Below are 20503 nucleotides of genomic sequence, written 5' to 3'. Positions count from 1 at the left end.
ATGGGGCATGGGGCATTGGGCATTTAATTCTCTTATCCCCTTGTTCTGTATAAATGTAAACCCTGAAAAGTTCCTTTGCTTGCTCTACTGTCGGCTCTTGCATAAATTGATGAAGGGGAAGCGATCGCTCATAGTTTTCGTAGTAGCGTTGTATGAGGCATTATGTTTCACCATTTGCCTTTAATGCTTCCCTTACATCCCTGGCTTTCCCGACAGTAGGCGTTACTGATTTACCAATCAAGCAGTCACAATATAAGGCGAGTTAATCGCCGCTACACGGCCAGCGTCTACCAAAGCTTGATACACCATCACTGCTACCTCAGCGCGTGTAGCATCGCGGGTAGGATTGAGTTGTTTGAGATTAGGATGATTGACGATAATCTCCTTATTCATAGCTTTTGCTACCTCATCCTTGGCATATTCAGGAATCTTTGCTTGGTCATCAAAAGCTTTGATAGTTGCTGTACCATCAGCAGATAACCCCAGTCCGTTCACCAGAGAGACAATCACTTGCACGCGCTGGATATTTTTACTAGGGGTGAAGGTATTGTCAGGAAAACCAGAGAGAAATGAACCTTGATATGCCTGCTGAATTACCTTCGATGCCCAAAAGTCTGCTGGTACATCTTTGAATTTGATAACCGGGCGCTTTGCCGATGGGTTGAAAGCTTTTACTAGCAATGCTGCATATTGCGCCCGTGTCATTGTAGCATCGGGTTTAAATGTGCGATCGGGAAAACCATTAACTATCCCCAATTTGACTAATTCTCGAATAAACGCACCTGCCCAATGATTGCTAATATCGGTTAATTCGATAGGAGTAGGTGTTGGAGTAGGTGTTGGAGTAGGCGTCGGTGTTGGAGTAGGTGTCGGAGTAGGTGTCGGTGTCGGTGTTGGAGTAGGTGTCGGTGTCGGCGTTGGAGTAGGTGTAGGTGTTGGAGTTGGTGTAGGTGTTGGAGTTGGTGTAGGTGTTGGAGTTGGAGTAGGCGTTGGAGTTGGTGTCGGCGTTGGAGTTGGAGTTGGTGTCGGCGTTGGAGTTGGAGCTGAACTATCGGCAAACTCTACATTTCCGGTGACTTTAGACGCATCTATTTTATTTCCCACAGAAACCAGCTTGTTAGAGGTGGCATTTTGCAAATCAAATTTACCGTTATTGCGTAGAGTATTGCCTCCTGGGTTATTGGTACTGCCGATATCCGGTAGGGCAGTTCCAACTATAGTTAGACCATCGTCAGTGTTGTTTTCAATGACATTGTTACGCAATACGGGACGAGCACTACCAGTAATGACAATCCCAGAACGGTTTTCGGAAATTTTATTATCTCGAAGTATGGGTGATGCAGTATCACTAATAGCAATACCAAAACCGGTTTTGAAATAAGTGTTATCTTGAATTTGACCTTTGGAATTTTTAGCGATCGCAATTCCATTAGCTGCATTCTCACTGAATACATTACCTATAATAGCTGGGTTAGCATCGCCTGTAGTAAATACGCCCTCTCGTTTACAGTTGGTGAAGGTGCTATTAGCAATAGTAGGAGCAGTTGATTCAATCCAGACACCACTACCACGGCTAGCGAGATTTGTTACAGTCACCCCCCGGAGTTCGGCTTTATCCGATAGCACAAAAGTAACGTTTTGACCAGCAAAAGTCCGGCTCAGGTAGTTACCACTTCCTTCAATCAAAACGCCATTGCCTTTGTTTGCTTCATTACCTACCACTGTCACGCCAGATGACACCGTTATTGGAAAGACTTCACCGCTAGCAGCATTGTAATTACCATCTGCCAGTTGAATTTTGGTATCATTTGTAGCTACCTTGAGGGCTTGGGTAATAGTTTTGAATGGGGCTTGTTGGCTACCTGAATTGGTATCACTGCCTGCTACTGAATTTACGTAAAAAGTTTGAGCCATATTTATACTTTTATAAAATACATAGCTATCCTAACGCTAACCATGAAAGTGGGTAGCGCTTGATGTATTAAGTAACTTAAAGTACTCCTGACTACAACCGCACAGTTGAGCGCAGCAAAATCACCTTACGACTATCTACTATACTGGCAACAAAACCGCGATCGTTCAGCTTCTGCAATGTGTTATATGCTTCAGTTTGGTTAGTAGTATAAACTGCCAGCAAGTAAGGGCGTTGTCCATAAGAAACAAAACCTACGTTACCTCCCACTACTTGCTGTATGCTATTTGCTAGTTCTGGACGATTGTAATAATCTACTAGCACTGCATAACCTTCTCCTAAGGGTTGAGGATTATAGGTGACTGTCTGCTGAGGTGTCTGTGTCCGTGGCTGTGGCTGTGGCTGTGGCTGTGGCTGCACATCTGGTGCTGTCGGTCGAGTGGTGATGATGGCAGACAAGCCAACAATATTGCTGACATACCTTGCCCATCGATTAGCATCATCAATTTTGTTAAAGCCTCCTACTCGCGTTACAGTTTCGTTGAGGTATTTGCAAGTGATGGTTTTAAGTTCAGGCGGTAAAGCACTACGTAACTGCTTTTGATTATTTGCTGTGGGACTGACTACTAATAAAAGATACTCACCTGCACTCGGTGGTTGACAAAGGGGAATGCCTTGTTGAGCAAAGACAGAACTCATGCCACCAATCAACCCTGCGTAAGCGAAGCTCGTCGTAGACATCGCTAATCCTAAAACACTTGGGAAAATCTTAAATCTTTGCACAAAAGTTAGATTATGTAAATCAAGGTGTCTTAAAAGATTTTATAAGAAAAAAGCTGAAAACCCAGCTACTTCAGTACGAAGATGAAAGAGTTTGACACTCCCCGCGATAAATCGACGGGGATTCTTGAATCTAAGACATAACTTGCTCATGCAGGTTTTCACCAACAAGAGTAGAGGTTTCATCTCCGCAAGCGTTGCCTACGTCTAGCGCAGAGGTTCCGATATGCCCTACCGTACCCAATCCTCGACCAAGGATAATTCTAGCTGCGTTTTCGTCTCTATCCATCACGCAACCACATTTGCAAACATGGGTTCGATTGGATAGTGTTTTCTTAACAACTTCACCGCATCTGGAGCATTCTTGGCTACTATATTGCGGGTTAACCGCAACCGTGACCCGTTTAAATACCTTCCCAAAATATTCAAGCCAGACACGAAATTGATACCAAGATGCGTCATTTATAGACTTAGCTAAACAATGATTTTTTACCCTTACGGGTTCGCCAGTCGCTTCAAGTCGGGGAACCCGCCCAACGCGCTGGCTCACCATATTTTTAATTCTCAAATCTTCGTAGGCTATCAAGTCGTTTGACTGAACTACGCACCGTGCGAGTCTCACCGCATGGTCTTTACGTTGCCTACTTATTTTGAGATGGCGCTTACCTAGAACCTGTCTAGCCTTGCCTCTATTCTTCGAGCCTTTTACCTTTTTAGATACTCGACGCTGTGAGCGTTTAAGAACTTTTTCCCCTTTTCGCAAGAATTTGGGATTCTCAACCATCTCGCCATTCGAGTCTGTATAGTACTCTTTGAGACCAACATCCAACCCGACAGTATTGCCAGTTGGTTCTATGTTTTCAAAACGGTTTACATCAATACAGAATTGGACATACACACCATCCGCACGTTTTACCAATCTCACCCGCTTAATCTGGTTAATTTGGTAGAAGTGCAAATCACGAGTACCTTTGAGTTTTAATCGCCCAATACCTTTTTTGTCAGTAAAGGTTATAGATTTGCGATTATCTGCAAGCTTCCATCCTGACGTTTTGTATTCAACAGAACGACAATCTTTCTGGAATTGAGGATACCCCTTTAAACCCGGAATACCCTTCTTGCAGTTGTCATAAAATCTAGAGATAGAAGACCATGCTCGTTCAGCAGAAGCTTGTCTAGCCATTGAATTAAGTTCGCTTGCAAAAGGAAAGTTAGCCGCAAGTACAGCACAATATTTCTGCAAATCGTTTTTACCTGTGCCTTTAACGTCTATCCATAGCCGAATACAGCTATTACGAATAAACTTTGCAGTCCGAATTGCATCATCTACTGCCATCACTTGGGCTGACTTTCCATAAGCTTTGAACTCAAAAACAAGCATCTTTCCACCTCCTGCCTTATACTACCAGGTTCGGTATAAGATTAATCAAAATACAATAAAAAGCCGTCCTACAAGGACGGGGCTTTAGACCCAGCTTTTCGGTAAAAACACATATTTTGTTATTTCCAAATAAAATTAGGAATTGGGGGCTTAAGAAGGGAATAGGGTACAAATTATTCTTTATTACCTGTAACCTCTGGCCTAACCCAATACCCAATACTCAGATTAGGAAACAGTAGCCAATGATGCCAAAGCATCGGGTATTGTCTCAGAAGGAGCCTGAAATTCTCCAGTGATGACGTATTCTAAACGCAGTTTTAACCAAGTAATAAATTGGGGATTAGTAGAAATAATCGCCACTGCTGGTTGGGGACACTTCACTTTTAGCTCTGTAAACTGCGGTATTTCCAAGAAAGCTGGTTGTTTAACCAACCAAAAATCTATTTGTTTTTCTTGTTCGTGGTAGTGACGGGTGCGCTCTTTGAGAACTTCCTCAATTGGTTCTTCTTGGAGAAGAAAGCGTTGACTGGCCAAAACGTAATGGTATGTTTGCATTTTCATCCTTCAGTTGCTATGTTAATAATTTAAAGTACATTGGTGTAAACTTAACGTGAAAGGCAGTATAGAACCAGCTTTTATAGATTGTCTCGTTCCTAGTCTCTGACCAAGAGGCAGGGGAGCAGGGGGGCAAGGAGCCGGGGGAAAGATACGCTCATTTCCCCTGCACTCATGGTTTCAGAGCCAATAAATTTATTTATGCCCAAAAGCTGTAAATTGACACCAATAAGCACTGTACCCCTACAAATTAACTTTTGTGCAATTTCTTGAACCAAGAACTGAACGGACAAGCACTTTTCTGGTTTTCTGCATTCGTCTGTTTGTCACCAGATGTTAGCTTTTCCAAGAACAAACTATTGTCAAAGTAATGTTCTAAGGAAACAACCTTCAAGTCATCGGTAACTTTTGCGATGCTCATGCCGATAATTTCTACTGTCTTTCCGGTAGGTGCATAGTCTTTGTATTCTCCGTTAAAATGTCCCCAATGCCGCCACTTGAATGTTACATTTGGTGGCCCTGAGAAAACCTCCACCACCTCCCAAGGAAATCCTTGGGGAAATGTTGTGTGGAAGACTTTTGCGGATGATTCAAAGCTTTCTTCTGAAGCCTTGTAATGTTTTGAATCAGCCATAAATAGATTGTAAGTACCTTGATCTGATAAATCTGCTGCTGTATACTCTACCCCGCCATTGGTACTTACACGAAACTTGTCATTCACAATAGATAACCACTGTTGTGGGTTAGCTTTGAAAGATACCTCCATCTCAAGGGTTCGCACCAAGTTTTGCACGATCGCTTCCAGTGTACCTTCAAGGTGATTGTAGATACTTTCTTGAGCGAGATTTTCTTTTGAACGGGAATAATCAGGCGGTGTCTGATAGCGCCACTCGACATCAGTGCTTTCTGCTATCACCTTATCTCTATCCTGTACCCAAAGCGGTAGGTTGTTAGACTGTGTTGCGCTCATAGAAGTTTTTGTTGAAAATTTGCTTCCAATTATCTAGATTTCGCAGTGACAACCCCTTTGGGGAATGGGGAGTAAGAATTTTAGATTTTAGATTTTAGATTTTGGATTAAATTTCAATCTAAAATCTAAAATCCAAAATCCAAAATTGAATTGCCCTATGCCCCATCCCCTCTTATAGCTTGTTTCATCTCGCGGACTGCCCTTTCCATGCCTACTAATGCTGCCCTACTGATGATGGTATGACCGATGTTCAGTTCTTCCATGCCTGGAAGCGCAGCCACCGGGTAGACGTTCCAGTAGGTGAGTCCGTGTCCAGCGTTGACTCGCAATCCAATTTGAATTGCTTGTTCACACCCTTTAGCTAATATGGCTAATTCTCGGTGGCGATTTGTTTCATCCTTAGCCTCAGCATATTGTCCGGTGTGCAGTTCAATAAACCGAGCTTGTACCTTGACAGATGCTTCGATTTGTGATGACTCGGCATCGATAAACAAACTAACTGGAATGTTAGCGCTTTGCAATTTATCGACTATCTCACCTATTCTAGCAATTTTCCCGACAATATCTAATCCGCCTTCTGTTGTGACTTCTTCGCGCTTTTCGGGGACTAAAGTCACGTAATCTGGTTTGATATCGAGAGCGATCGCTAGCATTTCATCTGTAGCGGCCATTTCTAAATTAAGATGCGATCGCACTGTTTGTCGCAACAGACGCACATCCCTATCTTGGATATGCCGCCGATCTTCGCGCAGATGCACCGTAATCCCATCTGCACCCCCCAATTCTGCCAGTACCGCCGCCGCTACAGGGTCTGGTTCCACTGTTCGCCGTGCTTGCCGGATGGTGGCAATGTGGTCAATGTTAACGCCAAGTGTAGGCACTCCAAATTTCTCCCAAATCACAGTCTTCAGAACTTGATTTTACCGAAAATACTGACGGCACGTAGCGAAGTCATCAAAGAAGACCAAATAAAAAGCAATTTAAGTATACATATAAGTGTGACAAAACCTAAGTTATAAAAATTGACAGGCGATCGCAGAGCGAACACATCTAAACATTAGTCTTTACCACAACTAAGGTTAAGAATCAACGAAATATTATAGGAATTATAGCGTTTCCTAATCACACGAGTTACATTGTGACCCCCTCATTGCTTGCAATGAGGGGGTTGGGCGTGGGATTATTGTATTTTACTCAACCGAGAACCACTATATTACTTTTAATTATACCTGTTGGAATGAGTGAAATTTATAAGGTAAAATACTCCTGTTCATCTCTGCAATAAGTAAAATGTTTAAAATGTTCAGCAAGGTATATGATCATCGTCTTTCTGACTCATGGGCAAGTAACCTTAGAAAGCAGCGTTTGGCTTTATTTGCATCTAAATTAGAGTCACTACCCTCTCCTATCAAAATACTTGATGTTGGAGGAACAGTAAACTTTTGGGAAAATATAGAACTTCTTAACACAAACCTTAAAGACTTAGAAATTACTGTAATGAATTTAAGTTATAACAAAATGGGTTCAACACATCCAAATATCCAACAAGTTATTGGGGATGCTAGAAACATGGAACAATTTCAATCCAATCAATTTGATGTAGTTTTTTCCAATTCGGTGATTGAACATGTAGGAGATGACCACGATCAGCAGCAAATGGCGACTGAAATAATGCGGGTCGGAAAAAGATACTTTGTTCAAACACCTAATCTTTTTTTCCCGATTGAACCCCACTTTGTTTTTCCTTTTTTTCAATTTCTTCCCATAAATGTTCGGGTATGGCTAATAAGCAATTTTGCTCTTGGATGGTTTAGCAAGTTCACTGATCAGGAGAAAGCTAGAAAGATAGTTACCTCAACTAGACTGCTTAGTAAGAAAAAACTCCTAAATTTCTTCCCCGGATCTGAATTTTATGAAGAAAAGTTCTTCGGTTTAATTAAGTCTCTGATCGTCTATCAAGAATTTCAGAAAACCTCAAACTCTGGTGAATAAGTTCTGACCGAATGCATATAACTATTGGTTAAAATTTTGTATTATTAACGGTGAATGGCTTGATATCCGCTTACCAGGAATAGGGATTAGCGATCGCTTCTCAGATTGTGGTACAAAGACATGGGAGTGCGATCACAGTGGATTACATACTGGGAGAGCAGACAGCGTTTGTGATAAGTTTACCACTGCAAAACTCCACTGTGTCAGCATTTTATCAGTCGCTGCCATTTCCATGTTGATTCTACCCCACGATGGGGAACAGAGTTTACCATTCGTATTTCTTTAACAAGTAAAAATTAAAAATTTATAATTGCTGACAACATTGGAACAGCCAAAGATTCTGTCAATGGTTTGTCTTGGCTAATTTCTGCACTCCAGGTCGGAGGCGGTATATTTTAAGAAAGTTGATTTCTAAATTCAATCTGTTCTACATAACCGCTACTACATCAACTCTCTGAAATGATATGCTTTTAAAACTGCAACAGATTATTGTTAAACCTGGCCAACAAATGTTGCTTCAAGATATTAGTTGGCAGCAGTTAGAAAATATTTTGGAAGAAATGGGAGAAAAACGTGCTGCACGTATTTCTTATAGTCATGGTTGGTTAGAAATTATGGTTCCCCTACCAGAACATGAAAAAGATAAAGAATTTATTGGTGATTTAGTCAAAATCTTGTTAGAAATACTCCAAATTGATTTTGAGCCTTTTGGTTCCACAACACTTAAAAATGAGCGATCGCGCCAAGCAGTAGAACCAGATACAAGTTTTTATATTCAAAATCAAGCTGCTATAATTGGTAAAAATCGCATAGATTTAACTATAGATCCACCACCAGATTTAGCAATCGAAGTTGATATTACTTCTCGGACTCGATTTGAGAATTACGAACTTTTGGGAGTTCCTGAACTTTGGCGACACACACAACAAGGTTTAGAAATTTCGTTGTTAAGAGAAGGAAAATATATAAAATCTGAATTTAGTCCTAATTTTCCCGATATCCCAATTATTGAATTAGTCAATGAATATGTTAAGCAGTGTTTGACAATTGGGAGAAGTCAAGCTATGCGTAATTTTAGAGATTGGGTTAAGAATAATTTATGATATAAATTTAAGGCTTTTTGAGAAAAGCGATCGCTATTTTAAAATATCACAATAAGCAAGTGAGTAAAACGCAACAATTTGTCTTCAGATACAGCTAGCATATCATCGATTGTTGCCACTAATGCTAGGTGGAAGATATGGAGGAACCAATACAAAGTCATAGCCAGTTGCATTTTGAGTGCTTGGCTGAACTTTGATTAATATAAAATCACCCTTGCGATCGCCCGATGACTCAAATTGAATCTTTCCCGTTGCGCCATCAGTATAAAAATTAGGATTACGTAATACATTTTGCAAACCGTCACGAGTGTCGCTTTGCTGTAAACCAGCAATAATCGCTCTAGTCGCATCATATGCCATCGCCGTTCGCCAAGTCACACGTCCACCCCAAAGTTGTTGACTATTTTGTGCAAAAGGACTGCCTGGAAATTGCTGTGGATGCCAAGATGCAGAAAGTACCATGCCATTGACATTGGCTTCTCCTTTCTGTAGGGTTTCGATAGTATACAGGGCAGGGCTGCTAAATATTGCTAGCTGTCCCTGATTAGCTTTCGCTATCTTTATAGCCTTATCAATTCTATCTATATGGGGAGCAAGAAATAAGGCATCTGCACGGTTATTTATAGCTTGAGAAATAATCGCATTTGCTTTTAAGTCGTCGTCAATTGTTGATAAATCGCAATTTGTAGGATTAATATTACCACCAGCATTTGTAATTGCTATGAGAAATTTATTTTTAAAATACTCATTATCGATATTTTTGGAATCAATACAAATAGCAATATTAGTTTTGCCGGATTTTCTAACGATATAGTCAGCGAGCTTATCTCCTGACAAGCTAATATTGGGGAGAGTACGAAATATATAGTTGCCAAAATTAGAAAGGCTTTCCGAAAAGCCTGTAGGAGCAATCATTACCAACCCTCCCTCTTGATACTTTGGCGCAGCAGATAGGGAAGCACTACTGGCATTGTGTCCCACCACAGCTAGGATATCAGTATCTTTGACAAACTGTTTAGCAATATCTGAGGCTGTACTTGGGTCATTATTGTCATTAGCGATCGCCACTTCTAAAGGCTTACCATTAATGCCACTATTCTTATTCACTTCATCTTGAGCTTGAGCTACACCGCGCAATATCTCTTTAGCAACATTCGGGTTAGTACCAATTGGTACACTCACACCAATTTTAAGATAATTGCCTTTCTGAATAGCCTTAGTGTTATTCAAGTAAATTAAGGTTTCTGGATCGTTACGATTAGTTTTACGATAAGAATCAAACCTCTCAATAACACTTGGACAATCATCATTCAAAATTGTTTTAGATCCGGCTTCTTTAAGTGGTTTATCTGTATTTGTGTCTTGTTGAAATAAAATTTCTTCACCTACGCTAATACTATCCTTTAAACGATACTTATCTTTATCTTTGGCACAAAATGAATTTACTATAGGTGTAGGAGGTTGGAAAATATAATATACTAAACTGCCGCCAATAATTACTCCGACTAAAAGTCCTATCAATTGGCTAAAATTAATAGGAGATGGATCTACTTTTTCAGCAAGTATGGGAGCTTCAATTAAAGCTATATCTTCATCTCTAAGTCCTAAAACTTGCTGAAGACGTTTTAATAGAGCGCGAGTGTTATCAGTAAGAGGATATTGACGTTCAATCTCATTACGTAAAGTCTGTTCATATCGCTGCAATTTTTGCTTGTAGACTTCGATAGGTTCTAAAACTTGAGCTTCAATTGCATTAGCTTCTTCAACTGTTAATCTCAGCCTTTTTCGTAACTCATCCAATGTAGCGAGACCAGTAAAAGAAATTTCACCATTACCACCCTCTACGCAAAACTCAACTTCTCGACGATATTTAAGCTGTGGGTTATCACTGGGTGCTTTAGCAAGCAGAATCTTAAAGCCTTCTCTAATTGCATATATCTCCGGTTTCATAGCTGGAGTAGCTTCTTGTACTCTCTTTTTAGCGTACTCATGTAATTCATCAACGGAGATTAAGCTATCTTGATCCCGATCTGCTGCACCAGTCTCCAGCCCCTCAACTATATAGCGGGTGTAAGTTGAGGTATCTGCCCCTTGCTGTTCAAAAGAATATTGGGTTGAGGTACTAGATGTTAAAATAGCTCGCCCTTCACCACCCAATTGGTTTTTGACATCCACAAAACCGTCATCTTTTGCTAACAGTCCCTCGGCAAACGCGCCACTAAAGCAACAATCAAGAATTACTACCTCGCGTTTAGAGCGACTATTGCTCATGACCTCATGTACAGAGTTAGCTGGTACTGTTGTTGCCTTAATTAATACTCTTTTGTCATTTTTGCGGGTGTTGCGAGCTGCAAAGTAAAGCTTACCGTTTTCATCTTTAATGCCATGTCCAGAGAAAAACAGCAGTAAGAGATCATCTTTTTGACGATCATCAAACAAGATTTCGATCGCTTCCTGCATTACTTGTCGTTGAGGATTTATCAGTACTTTTACATCATCAAAACCCCCAATCTCTGGGTTCTCCAAAACTCGCTTCATTGCCTCAACATCTTTTGCCGCTGCTGGCAATGGAGTAAGACCAAGCTCATACTCACTAACTCCGATTAGCAGTGCTATTTTCGCCATCTCATTATTCTTCCTTGCTAATGGAATTTCTTAATTACCTGCGACAAACTTTTGCGCTTGTTCAATGACGGCGATTAACTCTTCCCGACTGCTGGCTTTTACCTTGAGTTTTTTACCGTTCGCCTCGACTTCCAATTCAATGCTTTTGCTACCCAAGCGATCGCCCAAAAACCCCAACAATTTCTTAAAATTGGCAAGGCTCACCTCTGCCTGCAACACACCCAACAAAAAACCTCCAATAGACATGGCTCCTTCGGGTATTTCTGTAACTGCTACTAGTTCAGCACTTTCGACATCTAGCTCTCTGATTTCTCGTAGCAGATTCCGTGTTTCCCGTTCTTGCTCCTCTGCATCTAAATCTGGATTAGTAAGAGCGATGGTTAGTTTGACGTTAGATTCAGAACTCATTTTGTACCCTTTTAAGTTTTTCAGCAGTTGGCGGTCAATTGTATTTCTGTAGTATATCTATTGATGTCACATCTGCTCTGTAAATTTCCAGAAATTTATGCAAGATTTTGACAATAAATCATAAAATTTAGGTAAAAATTCGGTAGAAAGAGGAGCGATTTATGTTGAATAGTACAGATTTATTTTGTTTAGTCTCGCACAAAATTTGCCACTGCTAAGTAGAAGACAGAAGGACAGCTTCTATGGACACAGGATCTAATCGAATCTAAGAGATTATTTTATCTTTGAAAAATTTTTCTCGTCATGATGAAGCTGAGATCAAAAAAGTTAACATTCATGAAGGAATTGATAGTACTTTATTGCTGCTACAGTATCGTCTAAATCCTCATCATGATTGTCCAGTTATTCAGGTAATTAAAAAATATGAGGATTCTCCCTTAATTGAGTGTTATTCTCGGCAAATAAATCAAGTATTTATGCATATTTTAAATAATGCGATAGATGCCCTGGAATCAGATAATAAACAGTTAGATAAAAAATTATAATTCAAACTAAAAATATTGAAAATAGTATACTTATCAAAATTATTGATAATGGCATAGGTATAGATAATAAAAATATTTCCCAAGTATTTGACCCATTTTTCACTACTAAATCTGTTGGTAAAGGTATAGGTTTAGGTTTAACAGTTGGCTATCAAATTATCCAAAAACATCAAGGAAATATTAAAGTTGTTTCGCAATTAAATAGGGAAACGGAAGTCATTATTCAATTACCATACTTCCTCCCTAAAAAACATTAATCCTGAGTTAGCCTTACTCTGGCAATTGTGATAACTATTCTCATAATGAGAATTGCTGAGAGGTTGTTTGAAAAGTAGTTTGCTGTAATTTTAGGCACTTAATTGATCCCCCCTTAAAAAGAGGGGGAACCGGAATTAAATTCCCCCAATTTATCCAGGAAGGCAGGAGGCAGAGGACAGGAGGCAGGAGGAAAAACTCGTGCTGCGACCATGGGGAGCAAGGGTTTAAGACAAGAACACTGAACGAGAGTTCAGTGGCTCTAAATCAGTAGGGGATTCGACCCCTACTGATTTACTCCTTCTGCCTTCTGCCTCCTGCCTCCTGCCTCCTTCAACGGGGGATTTAGGGGGATCAAGAACTTTTTGCTACCGATAAGAGGACTTTTCAAACATCCTCTAAGTTGAACATCGTAAACGGTTTTGCGATCGCTGCTCTCTAACTCGAAGCACTGGTATAAAATCGCAACGCAAATCGCCAAAACCAAGTAGAAACGAAAAATAATCCCACTGCTAATATTGCTGCACCAATCAACCAGCTACTTTCACTTCTACCCAGCATCACTTCGGCTGGTACAGTACTTAAAAAAGCCACTGGCATCACAAAGGTGAAGAAAAAGCGGTAAGTAGCGGGATATGCTGCAATTGGATAGCGTCCAGCTTCCAATAAACCCCGCAACACTTCAGTAACGTTGTATATTTTAACGAACCAGATACTCAGCGAACCCAGTATAAACCACAAGCTGTATAAAATCACCAAGCCGAAAAATAACGGCACTATACTAAGTAGATATTTGTCTATTCCTATGCTGAGGCGTTTACCTGCGTAGCCAATAATGATGCCACCAAAAATCAGATCCGGCAATCCCCAAGGTGAAAGGGTATGGATGGACAGCCAAAACTGACTGCGAATAGGTTTCAATAATACAAAGTCTAATGTGCCTTCTTGGACATGGCGGACAATGCGATTTAAGTTTGGCGCGAGAAAAGTGGCAGAAAACCCTTGCAGCAAGGTAAAAATTCCCAGAACGATTAAAGCTTCTTCCCATGACCAGCCGCTAAAAGTGTAGCCAGTCCGGTAAAATAAGAATAGTCCAAAGAGGCTGCCGATAAGATTGCCTAAGCTACTGAGGGTAGCTATGAGGAAGTTGATCCGATACTCCAACTCAGCTGCGATCGCAGCACTCCAAAATAGTCTCAGTACTTTCAAATATCTTTGCATCTTGCACCCGTGACCTAATATCTACCCATTAGCATTACATTTCAAAGATTACAAAATAGCTTTGCATAAAGTTAATATTACTGATTATTGGTGATATTACTTACGCCGATGAGATGCTGTTAGATTCCAAGAGCATCTCACCAAGCCTGTGGAGCCAGCTAAATTAGTTCGAGCGATCGCTGCTCAAGTAGAAAGTACGGCTTCAGATTGATAGCAGATGCCTGCTTGTTTAAAGCGATGTAAAGCTTCACCCAAGCGATCGCAGTCTGCAATCAAACTTATCCTTACATAACCCTCACCCGCCACCCCAAAGGCATTACCTGGGGTAAGAACAACGCCTGTTTGTTGCAACACGTTCAGGGCAAAATCTGTAGAACCAACACCAACGGGACACTTCATCCAAAGATACATCGTTGCTTTGGTTTTGGGGATATCCCAACCCAACTCTCCTAACCCGTGAATGAGAAAATCGCGGCGGGTACGGTAGCGTTGTTGTACCTCGTGCAAATATACATCTGGTAATTGTAAAGCTGTTTCGGCAGCTGTTTGCAAGGCGGCAAAAATACCATAATCCAAGTTGGTTTTCAGCGTCCGCAAACCTTGAATTACATGGCGATTACCCACCACAAACCCAACACGCCAACCAGCCATATTATAGGTTTTAGATAAAGTGTGAAATTCCACACCAATATCTTTCGCGCCGGGAATTTCTAGCAAGCTAGTGGGTTGATAACCATCAAAAGCTAACTCGGCATAACACAAGTCATGCACCAGCAAAATTTCGTATTTATGGGCGAAGGCGACGATTTCTTCAAAGAATTCGCGGGGGGCTGTGGCAGCAGTGGGATTACTAGGATAGTTGAAATAGAGAATTTTAGCTTGTCTTGCAACCTCATCTGGAATTGCAGCTAAATCGATTAACCAGTCATTTTCTGGTTTGAGAATCAAACTGTGGATTTTCCCGCCTGCGATCGCCGGGCCGCGAAAATGGGCGGGATAAGCTGGAGAAGGAACCAGAACTAAATCGCCGGGGTTAACGTAGGCGAGCGCTAGATGAGTTAATCCTTCTTTAGAACCCAGTAGAGGTAAGGCTTCGCTATCAGGATCGAGAACCACATTATAACGGCGATGATACCAGTTGGTAATAGCACGGCGAAAACTAGCAGTGCCTTCAAAGGGCGGATAACCGTGATTGGCGGGATCTTTCAAGGCTGCGATCGCTGCTTCTACTACTGGTGCTGGCGTTGCACCATCAGGGTTTCCCATACCCAAATCAATTAAATCTAACCCTTGTTCCCGTGCTTTAGCTTTCAGTTCATCTAAACGGGCAAATACATAAGGTGGCAGTTTTTGTATACGTTCTGCTGGGACAATCCAATTCAAACTCATTCTTCAACCTCGTCACTCATTTCCTTGGGCGAAACTCGATTTGTCAGGCTGCGCCGTGCGGAGGTTCTCTCCATCGAGGCGACTGCCGTATTCTCTTTACTATCTATAGGTGCAGTGGTGGAAACCATTGCTGCCATCAACTGTTCTGGCGCGACTTTAAATGGTAGTCGATGGATGTCAGAATTAGGAACTAGGGCAATTTCAGCAGCTGTTTGCAACTCGCCTAATGTGATGTTACCCAATCCCAAATCACTTAATTTTTGGGGGAGTCCAATTTCTGCGTAGAACTTTAACAACTGTTGTCGTGCCGATGCTGCTAATTGATTGCCTTGTAGCATTTCTTCTAAACGTAGTTGTACCAAAATTCCAAAAGCAACTTTTTCGCCATGAATACTGCCATGTCCTGAAATGTGAGTTAAACCATTATGCACGGCATGGGCGGCAACTGTGCGACACTGCGCCCCTCCAAGTCCCCCAACTACCCCAGCGAGTAACACAGTAGCGTCTACCACTTCCCGCCAAACTTCACTACCTGGTTCTTTCAGGGCGGTGGCTGACTTTTGCAAGAGGATATCTCGCAAAACTCGTGCTTGTTGCACCGCAGCAATAATTAAAGTGTCTTGCAAATGCCCACTGCTCACTGAGGCTTCATACCACTTAGCGATCGCATCACCAATTCCAGCTATTAAAGTAGACTGTGGTGCAGTTTTAATCAAGTCATAATCGAGTATTAGTAAATCGGGACAACGAGACAGCCCCACATCGTAGAGAAATGCCCCATCTTCAGAATAAACATTCGATAAGGCACTCCAAGCTGCACAGGTAGCCCCTGATGTCGGAATTGTCACCACTGGCAACTGTAACTGCTGCGCGACTAATTTCGCTGTATCTAGGGCTTTGCCACCACCAATACCGATAACCACATCAGCTTTATGTTCTTTTGCCGTCTTTTTTAAAGATTTCAAGCTAGCTTCGCAGCAATCTGCACCATAAGAAGCTTGAGCAGTATTTAACTGTTGCGTTTCTAAAACTGGTTGCAAATTTTGTTGGCTGATGGCGAGAGTAGACTTGCCTGCCACAATTAAGGGCCGACTCCCCAAACAGGCGATCTCTGCTGCGGCTGCTTGCAACACCCCAGAACCACGGATTACTTTTGCTGGGGCAACTGCGAGCGTAAAGAATGAACTAGAAGCTTGAGTAGACAAAGAAGGTTGAGTAGAAAATTTATTGGACATATAATTTATTTGGACAAAATCTTGATATTTCTTAATCTAATAGACTTGTAATGAAATAAACAAACCCTGCTGCCTCCAGTCAGACATTGAGCCAGAGACTCAATGAATGCATTCCCCGGCTCCGCCGGGGAACGAGGAAACGAGGAAAGCCTTATCAAGCTAGGTTTTTAGGACTTGTGTGTACACCGTAGGCTTATTAAACGGCGGGTTTTGGCAATTGGGCGAATTTGTCTGTGTAAATTTTGACTTCAATTGCGGAATTTTCACGAGAAACGAGCGATCGCTTCACCTCACCCAAGTAAAGTGGTATTGAAATCCCTGGTTCTGGGTGGATAACGGTACGGGCGCGAACTGTCAACTGATTATCTGCCCGTGTACCTAAGCGCCCATAAGAATAGAGATTACTAGCTGCTTGACGTAAAGTTGCTTCTAATTGTGTGGGGGAAATTTTGGGTGATGTAGCAATTACCGCTTGTGTAGAGCCATTGTCATAAACTAGAGTGTAGCGGACTGCTCCTGGAATCACAGTACGACCCACGGGGACTATTGAGAGTGCAAATAAACCACTCGTCAGCACTAGCATAAAGCCAGTCGCACCCACCAAGCGAAAGCGGATGCCCCATTTGAGAATAAAAGCCAAAAATGCTAAGGCAGCGAATACCAAGGTAGCTATGCCTGACCATTGGGTGTACTGAAGAAAGTTAGCTGTTGTGAGCATAAGGTTGGTTATGGAGGCGTCTTTTTTTCGTTACCGACACACCTATTTTATCGAGAGCTTATATCATAAAGGTTATCGCCGTCTTTAATGCCAATCATAATATTGGGCGAGTAGACGTAGAGCGGCTTGTCGTCAGACATCATTGAAACAGTTATACAGAGTCTTGACTTGGCTAACGCAAATGTATTATTGCAACAACAAGGGTTGCGTTAAATACAGATACAGATAATTAACAGTTAATACACAAATTTTAGGGCTTCGAGCCTTCTGCTTCTGGTTGGACCATAATAGGCACTGCGCCTTTTTCAGAACCGATAATTACAATTTTAGAGTTATTAGATTGAGCTAGCTTTTCTGTGGCTTCAATTGCTCGTAATTGCAGTACTTGGTTGCTAAGTCCACCAGAGATAATTTTTTGGTAATCAGCTATGCCTCGCGCTTCAATACGCTTTCGTTCTGCCTCTTGACGCTCTTTCTCTAAAACAAATTTCATCTGCTGATTTTCTTGCTCTATCTTGAGTTTGTTTTGAATTGCTGCTTGCAGACTATCAGGCATTTTGACATCTCGCAAAAGGGCTTCCTCAACGATGAAACCTAAAGCGGGTATCTCTTGGGAGAGTTGTTGGTCAATTTTTTGGGCAATTTCTTGGCGTTTGGTAGAGTAAATAGCATTGGCTGGGTAGTTTGCCGTGATGGCGCGGACGGTAGAGCGGAATCTGGAAATCACCAGTTGCGTCTCGTCAGTTCCAATTGTTTTATATACTGTAGCTGCCTTCTGCGGATCGAGCTTGTACTGAAGACTGACATCAAGATTTAGGCTCAAACCTTCTTGGGATGTGGTATCGACGTTTTCCTTCACATCTTTAATGCGAGTGGAAAAATTCAGCACCTTGCTAAAGGGGTTAACCAAGTGGACACCTGAATTAAGAGTAGTTTCGGAAACCTCACCAAAAAAGTTGACGACACCGACATTACCAGGTGGGACAATCACCAAAAGCCTAGAAATAGAATTCAGTACTGCAATACTGCCAATCAATATCGTAATTGTGCGTATTGTTAAACGTGACCTTTCGCTAGATATCCTACCCGTATTGAGATAAACGAGAATTGCAATCAGGCTAGTTAGGAGAGAAACTATAAAGCCCATAAGTTTTTTTTGTGTGGTTAAGAGGGATATACTTAATCACATAATTCCCGGATGCTTTTATGAAACTAGCCTAGAAGTGGCATAAAATCCAAAGTTAATTTTCAATGCTATTAGAATCGATATTCAACGGATACGCACAAATCCAACTTCATTCATCAGTTTTTGTCCCTGAGTTGTCAATAGCATATTGGCGTATGCCTCACCCGCTTGTTGTTCTAAACTGCCACTATTATTCTGCTTAACTATGACAAACATCTGGCGCGTAATTGGATACTGACCTGTTTTGAAAGCATCAATGTTTAACTTGTTTCGCTGATTCGGACATTGCTCGGGTTTAATCAAAGGTTCTATGTAAGGAGCTACAAAAGTGTTTCCTTGTTTAGCGATTGGCAGTGCTTTAATCATACATTGAGGGACAACTTCTGGAGCCGAAGCGTAGTAAATTCCACTGCGATCGCTTGCCAATTTTCTCAGCCCATCTGTTGTATCGTGGACGTATACTACGTTACTTCCCAGTTTTTGTTTACCGAGAATATTGTCAACTAAGAACTCTACAGTGCCTCCGTCTTCAAAGCGACGGGAGTAGGCAGTAATTTTTAGATCAAGTCCACCAACTTGATTCCAGTTAGTTATTTTACCAGTGTAAATATCTTTAATTTGTCCCAAGGTTAGCCCTGGAATTGAAAGATCGGGGTGAACAGCGATCGCTAATCCTTCCAAAGCTACGGGAATTTGTTTCAGACTCAATCCCCGTTGTTGAGCTTGTTGATACTCTCTATCTGCGATCGGGCGGGAGGATTGAGAAAAGCTCAGTTGTCCTTCCAACAACATCCGAATTCCCGTACCGGAACCTGGTGTAGCATTAATCGCATCTGTGTAGCGTAATTCAAACTGCGGATGGGCTTTTTTAATTTTAGGATCTACATATTGCCGAATTAGTGCCCAAGATGTGCTGCCACCATATAGCCATGTTCCTTCGGGAGCAATTATGGAACTCAAATCGGAGTGGGCTTTTTTCCCAGCCAAATATGATACACCACCACTGACAACCACACCAATTAAACCAATTAATAACCACGGCTTGATGTTTTTCTTTGGTTGAGGAGTTAAATCATTTGGCTCGATTGGAGGCGGCTTTGGCGGGGAACTTTCGCGCAATCCTTGCCAAGTTAACGGTTCAACATTGGCTTCAATACAAATTGTTGGCAACCAAATTGCACCTGGGTAATCAGACTTAAAATGTTCTAGGCGTTTGCGTGCTTTTTTAACAGAACTAAATAGTGACTTATTATTATGGGTAAATTCTTGGAAAAAGTACCTTAAAAAATCTACTGCTATGGGGTCTGGCACTGGTTCCCGCATCACAATAACTTGAGGCAAATGTAGTTGTGCAAGTTGGTTAGCTAATCCCAAACCATCACAAGAATTAAAAATTGCTAACTGTAATCCTTTGTCAATAGCTTGCTTCAAAGCTTCCTTAAATTCCTCAATAGTCAAGATATCTTGATCGTTAAGTTCAATCCAACCTATCTGGCCATCTTCTTGACTTCCACTATGCCCCGTAAAAACGAAAATATCGTAGCCTTGATCATCCCAAAGCGCTTCACACAAATCCCTGCGGCTAGGCTTAATTAGACAGCGTACTTCTACCCCATCTGTCTCTAAATCTTGAATTACCTTTAAGTCATCTTTTGTATTAATGCCGTCACTCTTGCCAACAGCAACTAAAATTCTGGTTTTTGTACTTTTAGGAACTAGCTTATTTATCTTTTGATTGGAGTTTTTAGGCGCACTGAGAGCAATTTCGGCGTTGGGATAGTGTTCTTCAAATAAATTCCATTCTTGCCAAGGGAGGCGGCGCAAGTCGATATCTTTGGCATCAATTATGACGCGAATCTCTTCATTTAACTGATGCAATTGCTGTGCGATCGCAATTAATCTATCCCGAATTGGTCGCCACCTGCTATCGTAAGTATTCAGCCATTGATTTAGCTCGTCTTTCACTGCGAGAGTGTGTTCTGCATGGGAATAAATTGTTACACTTTTAGGTGTGAGACGGAACGTAGCACAAGAACGCACAGCCTCGATTTGGCGATAGGCTGACTGCCATTCATTAAAGGATGATTCTAAATTTGGTGGTAATGGAGGCAAAAATCCTTCTGTTTCTTCATCTAAGTTCTTCGCCGTTAAAATTACCAGAAATCCATCTGGTGAACTGCGTCTGAGTTTCAACTTGACGATCGGCATTGCTGTTTCCTCTTGTTTGT

The 20503-nt window shown here is 41.5% G+C and carries 18 protein-coding genes and 1 pseudogene; 4 read left to right on the top strand and 15 right to left on the bottom strand.

What is annotated here, in order from left to right; all coding sequences use genetic code 11:
* Nucleotides 1–237: 237 nt before the first annotated feature.
* The 6 genes from F8S12_RS10540 to F8S12_RS10515 all read right to left on the bottom strand — a co-directional run bounded on the left by F8S12_RS10540 (nt 238) and on the right by F8S12_RS10515 (nt 6479).
* Nucleotides 238–1914 carry a DUF1565 domain-containing protein gene (locus F8S12_RS10540; protein WP_196516244.1) on the bottom strand — a complete coding sequence of 559 codons (1677 nt, stop codon included), beginning with the start codon at nt 1912–1914 and terminating at the stop codon, nt 238–240.
* A gap of 91 nt (nt 1915–2005) precedes the next feature.
* A complete protein-coding gene (locus tag F8S12_RS10535) occupies nt 2006–2653 on the bottom strand; it encodes a hypothetical protein (RefSeq protein WP_196516243.1) in 648 nt (215 codons plus the stop codon).
* Nucleotides 2654–2825: 172 nt separating this feature from the next.
* Nucleotides 2826–4073 carry an RNA-guided endonuclease InsQ/TnpB family protein gene (locus tag F8S12_RS10530; protein ID WP_196516242.1) on the bottom strand — a complete coding sequence of 416 codons (1248 nt, stop codon included), beginning with the start codon at nt 4071–4073 and terminating at the stop codon, nt 2826–2828.
* 225 nt (nt 4074–4298) lie between these two features.
* Complete coding sequence (locus F8S12_RS10525; protein WP_196516241.1) at nt 4299–4628, bottom strand: MgPME-cyclase complex family protein; 330 nt, start codon at nt 4626–4628, stop codon at nt 4299–4301.
* Between the two features lie 250 nt (nt 4629–4878).
* Nucleotides 4879–5598, bottom strand: a complete 720-nt coding sequence (locus F8S12_RS10520) for an ester cyclase (protein ID WP_196516240.1) — start codon at nt 5596–5598, stop codon at nt 4879–4881.
* A gap of 155 nt (nt 5599–5753) precedes the next feature.
* Complete coding sequence (locus tag F8S12_RS10515; RefSeq protein ID WP_196516239.1) at nt 5754–6479, bottom strand: pyridoxine 5'-phosphate synthase; 726 nt, start codon at nt 6477–6479, stop codon at nt 5754–5756.
* A gap of 409 nt (nt 6480–6888) precedes the next feature.
* On the opposite strand from F8S12_RS10515, the gene F8S12_RS10510 reads away from it, so the two are divergent.
* A complete protein-coding gene (locus F8S12_RS10510) occupies nt 6889–7590 on the top strand; it encodes a class I SAM-dependent methyltransferase (protein WP_196516238.1) in 702 nt (233 codons plus the stop codon).
* Nucleotides 7591–8054: 464 nt separating this feature from the next.
* Nucleotides 8055–8693 (top strand): Uma2 family endonuclease, encoded by a 639-nt coding sequence (locus tag F8S12_RS10505; RefSeq protein ID WP_196516237.1) that lies wholly within the window; start codon nt 8055–8057, stop codon nt 8691–8693.
* A 102-nt stretch (nt 8694–8795) separates the two neighbouring features.
* Here F8S12_RS10505 and F8S12_RS10500 read toward each other — a convergent pair whose 3' ends face one another.
* Nucleotides 8796–11318, bottom strand: a complete 2523-nt coding sequence (locus tag F8S12_RS10500) for a caspase, EACC1-associated type (RefSeq protein WP_196516236.1) — start codon at nt 11316–11318, stop codon at nt 8796–8798.
* A 30-nt stretch (nt 11319–11348) separates the two neighbouring features.
* Nucleotides 11349–11726, bottom strand: a complete 378-nt coding sequence (locus F8S12_RS10495; protein WP_196516235.1) for a hypothetical protein — start codon at nt 11724–11726, stop codon at nt 11349–11351.
* Nucleotides 11727–12010: 284 nt separating this feature from the next.
* On the opposite strand from F8S12_RS10495, the gene F8S12_RS40495 reads away from it, so the two are divergent.
* Nucleotides 12011–12271 (top strand): hypothetical protein, encoded by a 261-nt coding sequence (locus F8S12_RS40495; RefSeq protein WP_230967928.1) that lies wholly within the window; start codon nt 12011–12013, stop codon nt 12269–12271.
* Nucleotides 12265–12528, top strand: a complete 264-nt coding sequence (locus tag F8S12_RS40490) for a sensor histidine kinase (protein WP_331001382.1) — start codon at nt 12265–12267, stop codon at nt 12526–12528. The genes F8S12_RS40495 and F8S12_RS40490 overlap by 7 nt, the downstream gene beginning before the upstream one ends.
* Before the next feature lie 436 nt (nt 12529–12964).
* On the opposite strand, the gene F8S12_RS10485 is transcribed toward F8S12_RS40490, so the two are convergent.
* From F8S12_RS10485 to F8S12_RS40480, 7 genes and pseudogenes are all read right to left on the bottom strand, one after another.
* On the bottom strand, nt 12965–13747 hold the full coding sequence (locus tag F8S12_RS10485) for an ABC transporter permease (protein WP_196516234.1): 783 nt from the start codon (nt 13745–13747) through the stop codon (nt 12965–12967).
* 183 nt (nt 13748–13930) lie between these two features.
* The gene (locus tag F8S12_RS10480; protein ID WP_196516233.1) at nt 13931–15136 is read right to left on the bottom strand and encodes an aspartate aminotransferase; all 1206 of its coding nucleotides are present in this window, start codon (nt 15134–15136) and stop codon (nt 13931–13933) included.
* Nucleotides 15133–16371 (bottom strand): iron-containing alcohol dehydrogenase family protein, encoded by a 1239-nt coding sequence (locus tag F8S12_RS10475; protein ID WP_196516232.1) that lies wholly within the window; start codon nt 16369–16371, stop codon nt 15133–15135. Before F8S12_RS10475 ends, F8S12_RS10480 begins: the two co-directional genes overlap by 4 nt.
* A 196-nt stretch (nt 16372–16567) precedes the next feature.
* The gene (locus F8S12_RS10470) at nt 16568–17089 is read right to left on the bottom strand and encodes a Ycf51 family protein (RefSeq protein WP_196516231.1); all 522 of its coding nucleotides are present in this window, start codon (nt 17087–17089) and stop codon (nt 16568–16570) included.
* A gap of 250 nt (nt 17090–17339) precedes the next feature.
* Nucleotides 17340–18236, bottom strand: a complete 897-nt coding sequence (locus F8S12_RS10465) for a prohibitin family protein (protein WP_196516230.1) — start codon at nt 18234–18236, stop codon at nt 17340–17342.
* Between the two features lie 123 nt (nt 18237–18359).
* Nucleotides 18360–19304 carry a PstS family phosphate ABC transporter substrate-binding protein gene (locus F8S12_RS40485; protein ID WP_442946797.1) on the bottom strand — a complete coding sequence of 315 codons (945 nt, stop codon included), beginning with the start codon at nt 19302–19304 and terminating at the stop codon, nt 18360–18362.
* A gap of 171 nt (nt 19305–19475) precedes the next feature.
* Nucleotides 19476–20483: pseudogene (locus F8S12_RS40480) on the bottom strand (CHAT domain-containing protein); the annotation flags it as partial.
* Between the last annotated feature and the right edge of the window lie 20 nt (nt 20484–20503).

The sequence above is a fragment of the Nostoc sp. WHI genome (assembly GCF_015714725.1).
GTDB lineage: Bacteria > Cyanobacteriota > Cyanobacteriia > Cyanobacteriales > Nostocaceae > Nostoc.
This window is presented reverse-complemented; position numbering and strand designations above follow the sequence as displayed.

Bases quoted from the DNA above. Each gene is read 5' to 3' on its own strand.
- F8S12_RS10525 (WP_196516241.1), bottom strand. From the start codon at position 4,628: ATGCAAACATACCATTACGTTTTGGCCAGTCAACGCTTTCTTCTCCAA.
- F8S12_RS10485 (WP_196516234.1), bottom strand. From the start codon at position 13,747: ATGCAAAGATATTTGAAAGTACTGAGACTATTTTGGAGTGCTGCGATC.
- F8S12_RS10535 (WP_196516243.1), bottom strand. From the start codon at position 2,653: ATGTCTACGACGAGCTTCGCTTACGCAGGGTTGATTGGTGGCATGAGT.
- F8S12_RS10470 (WP_196516231.1), bottom strand. From the start codon at position 17,089: ATGCTCACAACAGCTAACTTTCTTCAGTACACCCAATGGTCAGGCATA.
- F8S12_RS10480 (WP_196516233.1), bottom strand. From the start codon at position 15,136: ATGAGTTTGAATTGGATTGTCCCAGCAGAACGTATACAAAAACTGCCA.
- F8S12_RS10495 (WP_196516235.1), bottom strand. From the start codon at position 11,726: ATGAGTTCTGAATCTAACGTCAAACTAACCATCGCTCTTACTAATCCA.
- F8S12_RS10475 (WP_196516232.1), bottom strand. From the start codon at position 16,371: ATGTCCAATAAATTTTCTACTCAACCTTCTTTGTCTACTCAAGCTTCT.
- F8S12_RS10530 (WP_196516242.1), bottom strand. From the start codon at position 4,073: ATGCTTGTTTTTGAGTTCAAAGCTTATGGAAAGTCAGCCCAAGTGATG.
- F8S12_RS10520 (WP_196516240.1), bottom strand. From the start codon at position 5,598: ATGAGCGCAACACAGTCTAACAACCTACCGCTTTGGGTACAGGATAGA.
- F8S12_RS10510 (WP_196516238.1), top strand. From the start codon at position 6,889: ATGTTTAAAATGTTCAGCAAGGTATATGATCATCGTCTTTCTGACTCA.
- F8S12_RS10465 (WP_196516230.1), bottom strand. From the start codon at position 18,236: ATGGGCTTTATAGTTTCTCTCCTAACTAGCCTGATTGCAATTCTCGTT.
- F8S12_RS10500 (WP_196516236.1), bottom strand. From the start codon at position 11,318: ATGGCGAAAATAGCACTGCTAATCGGAGTTAGTGAGTATGAGCTTGGT.
- F8S12_RS10540 (WP_196516244.1), bottom strand. From the start codon at position 1,914: ATGGCTCAAACTTTTTACGTAAATTCAGTAGCAGGCAGTGATACCAAT.
- F8S12_RS10505 (WP_196516237.1), top strand. From the start codon at position 8,055: ATGCTTTTAAAACTGCAACAGATTATTGTTAAACCTGGCCAACAAATG.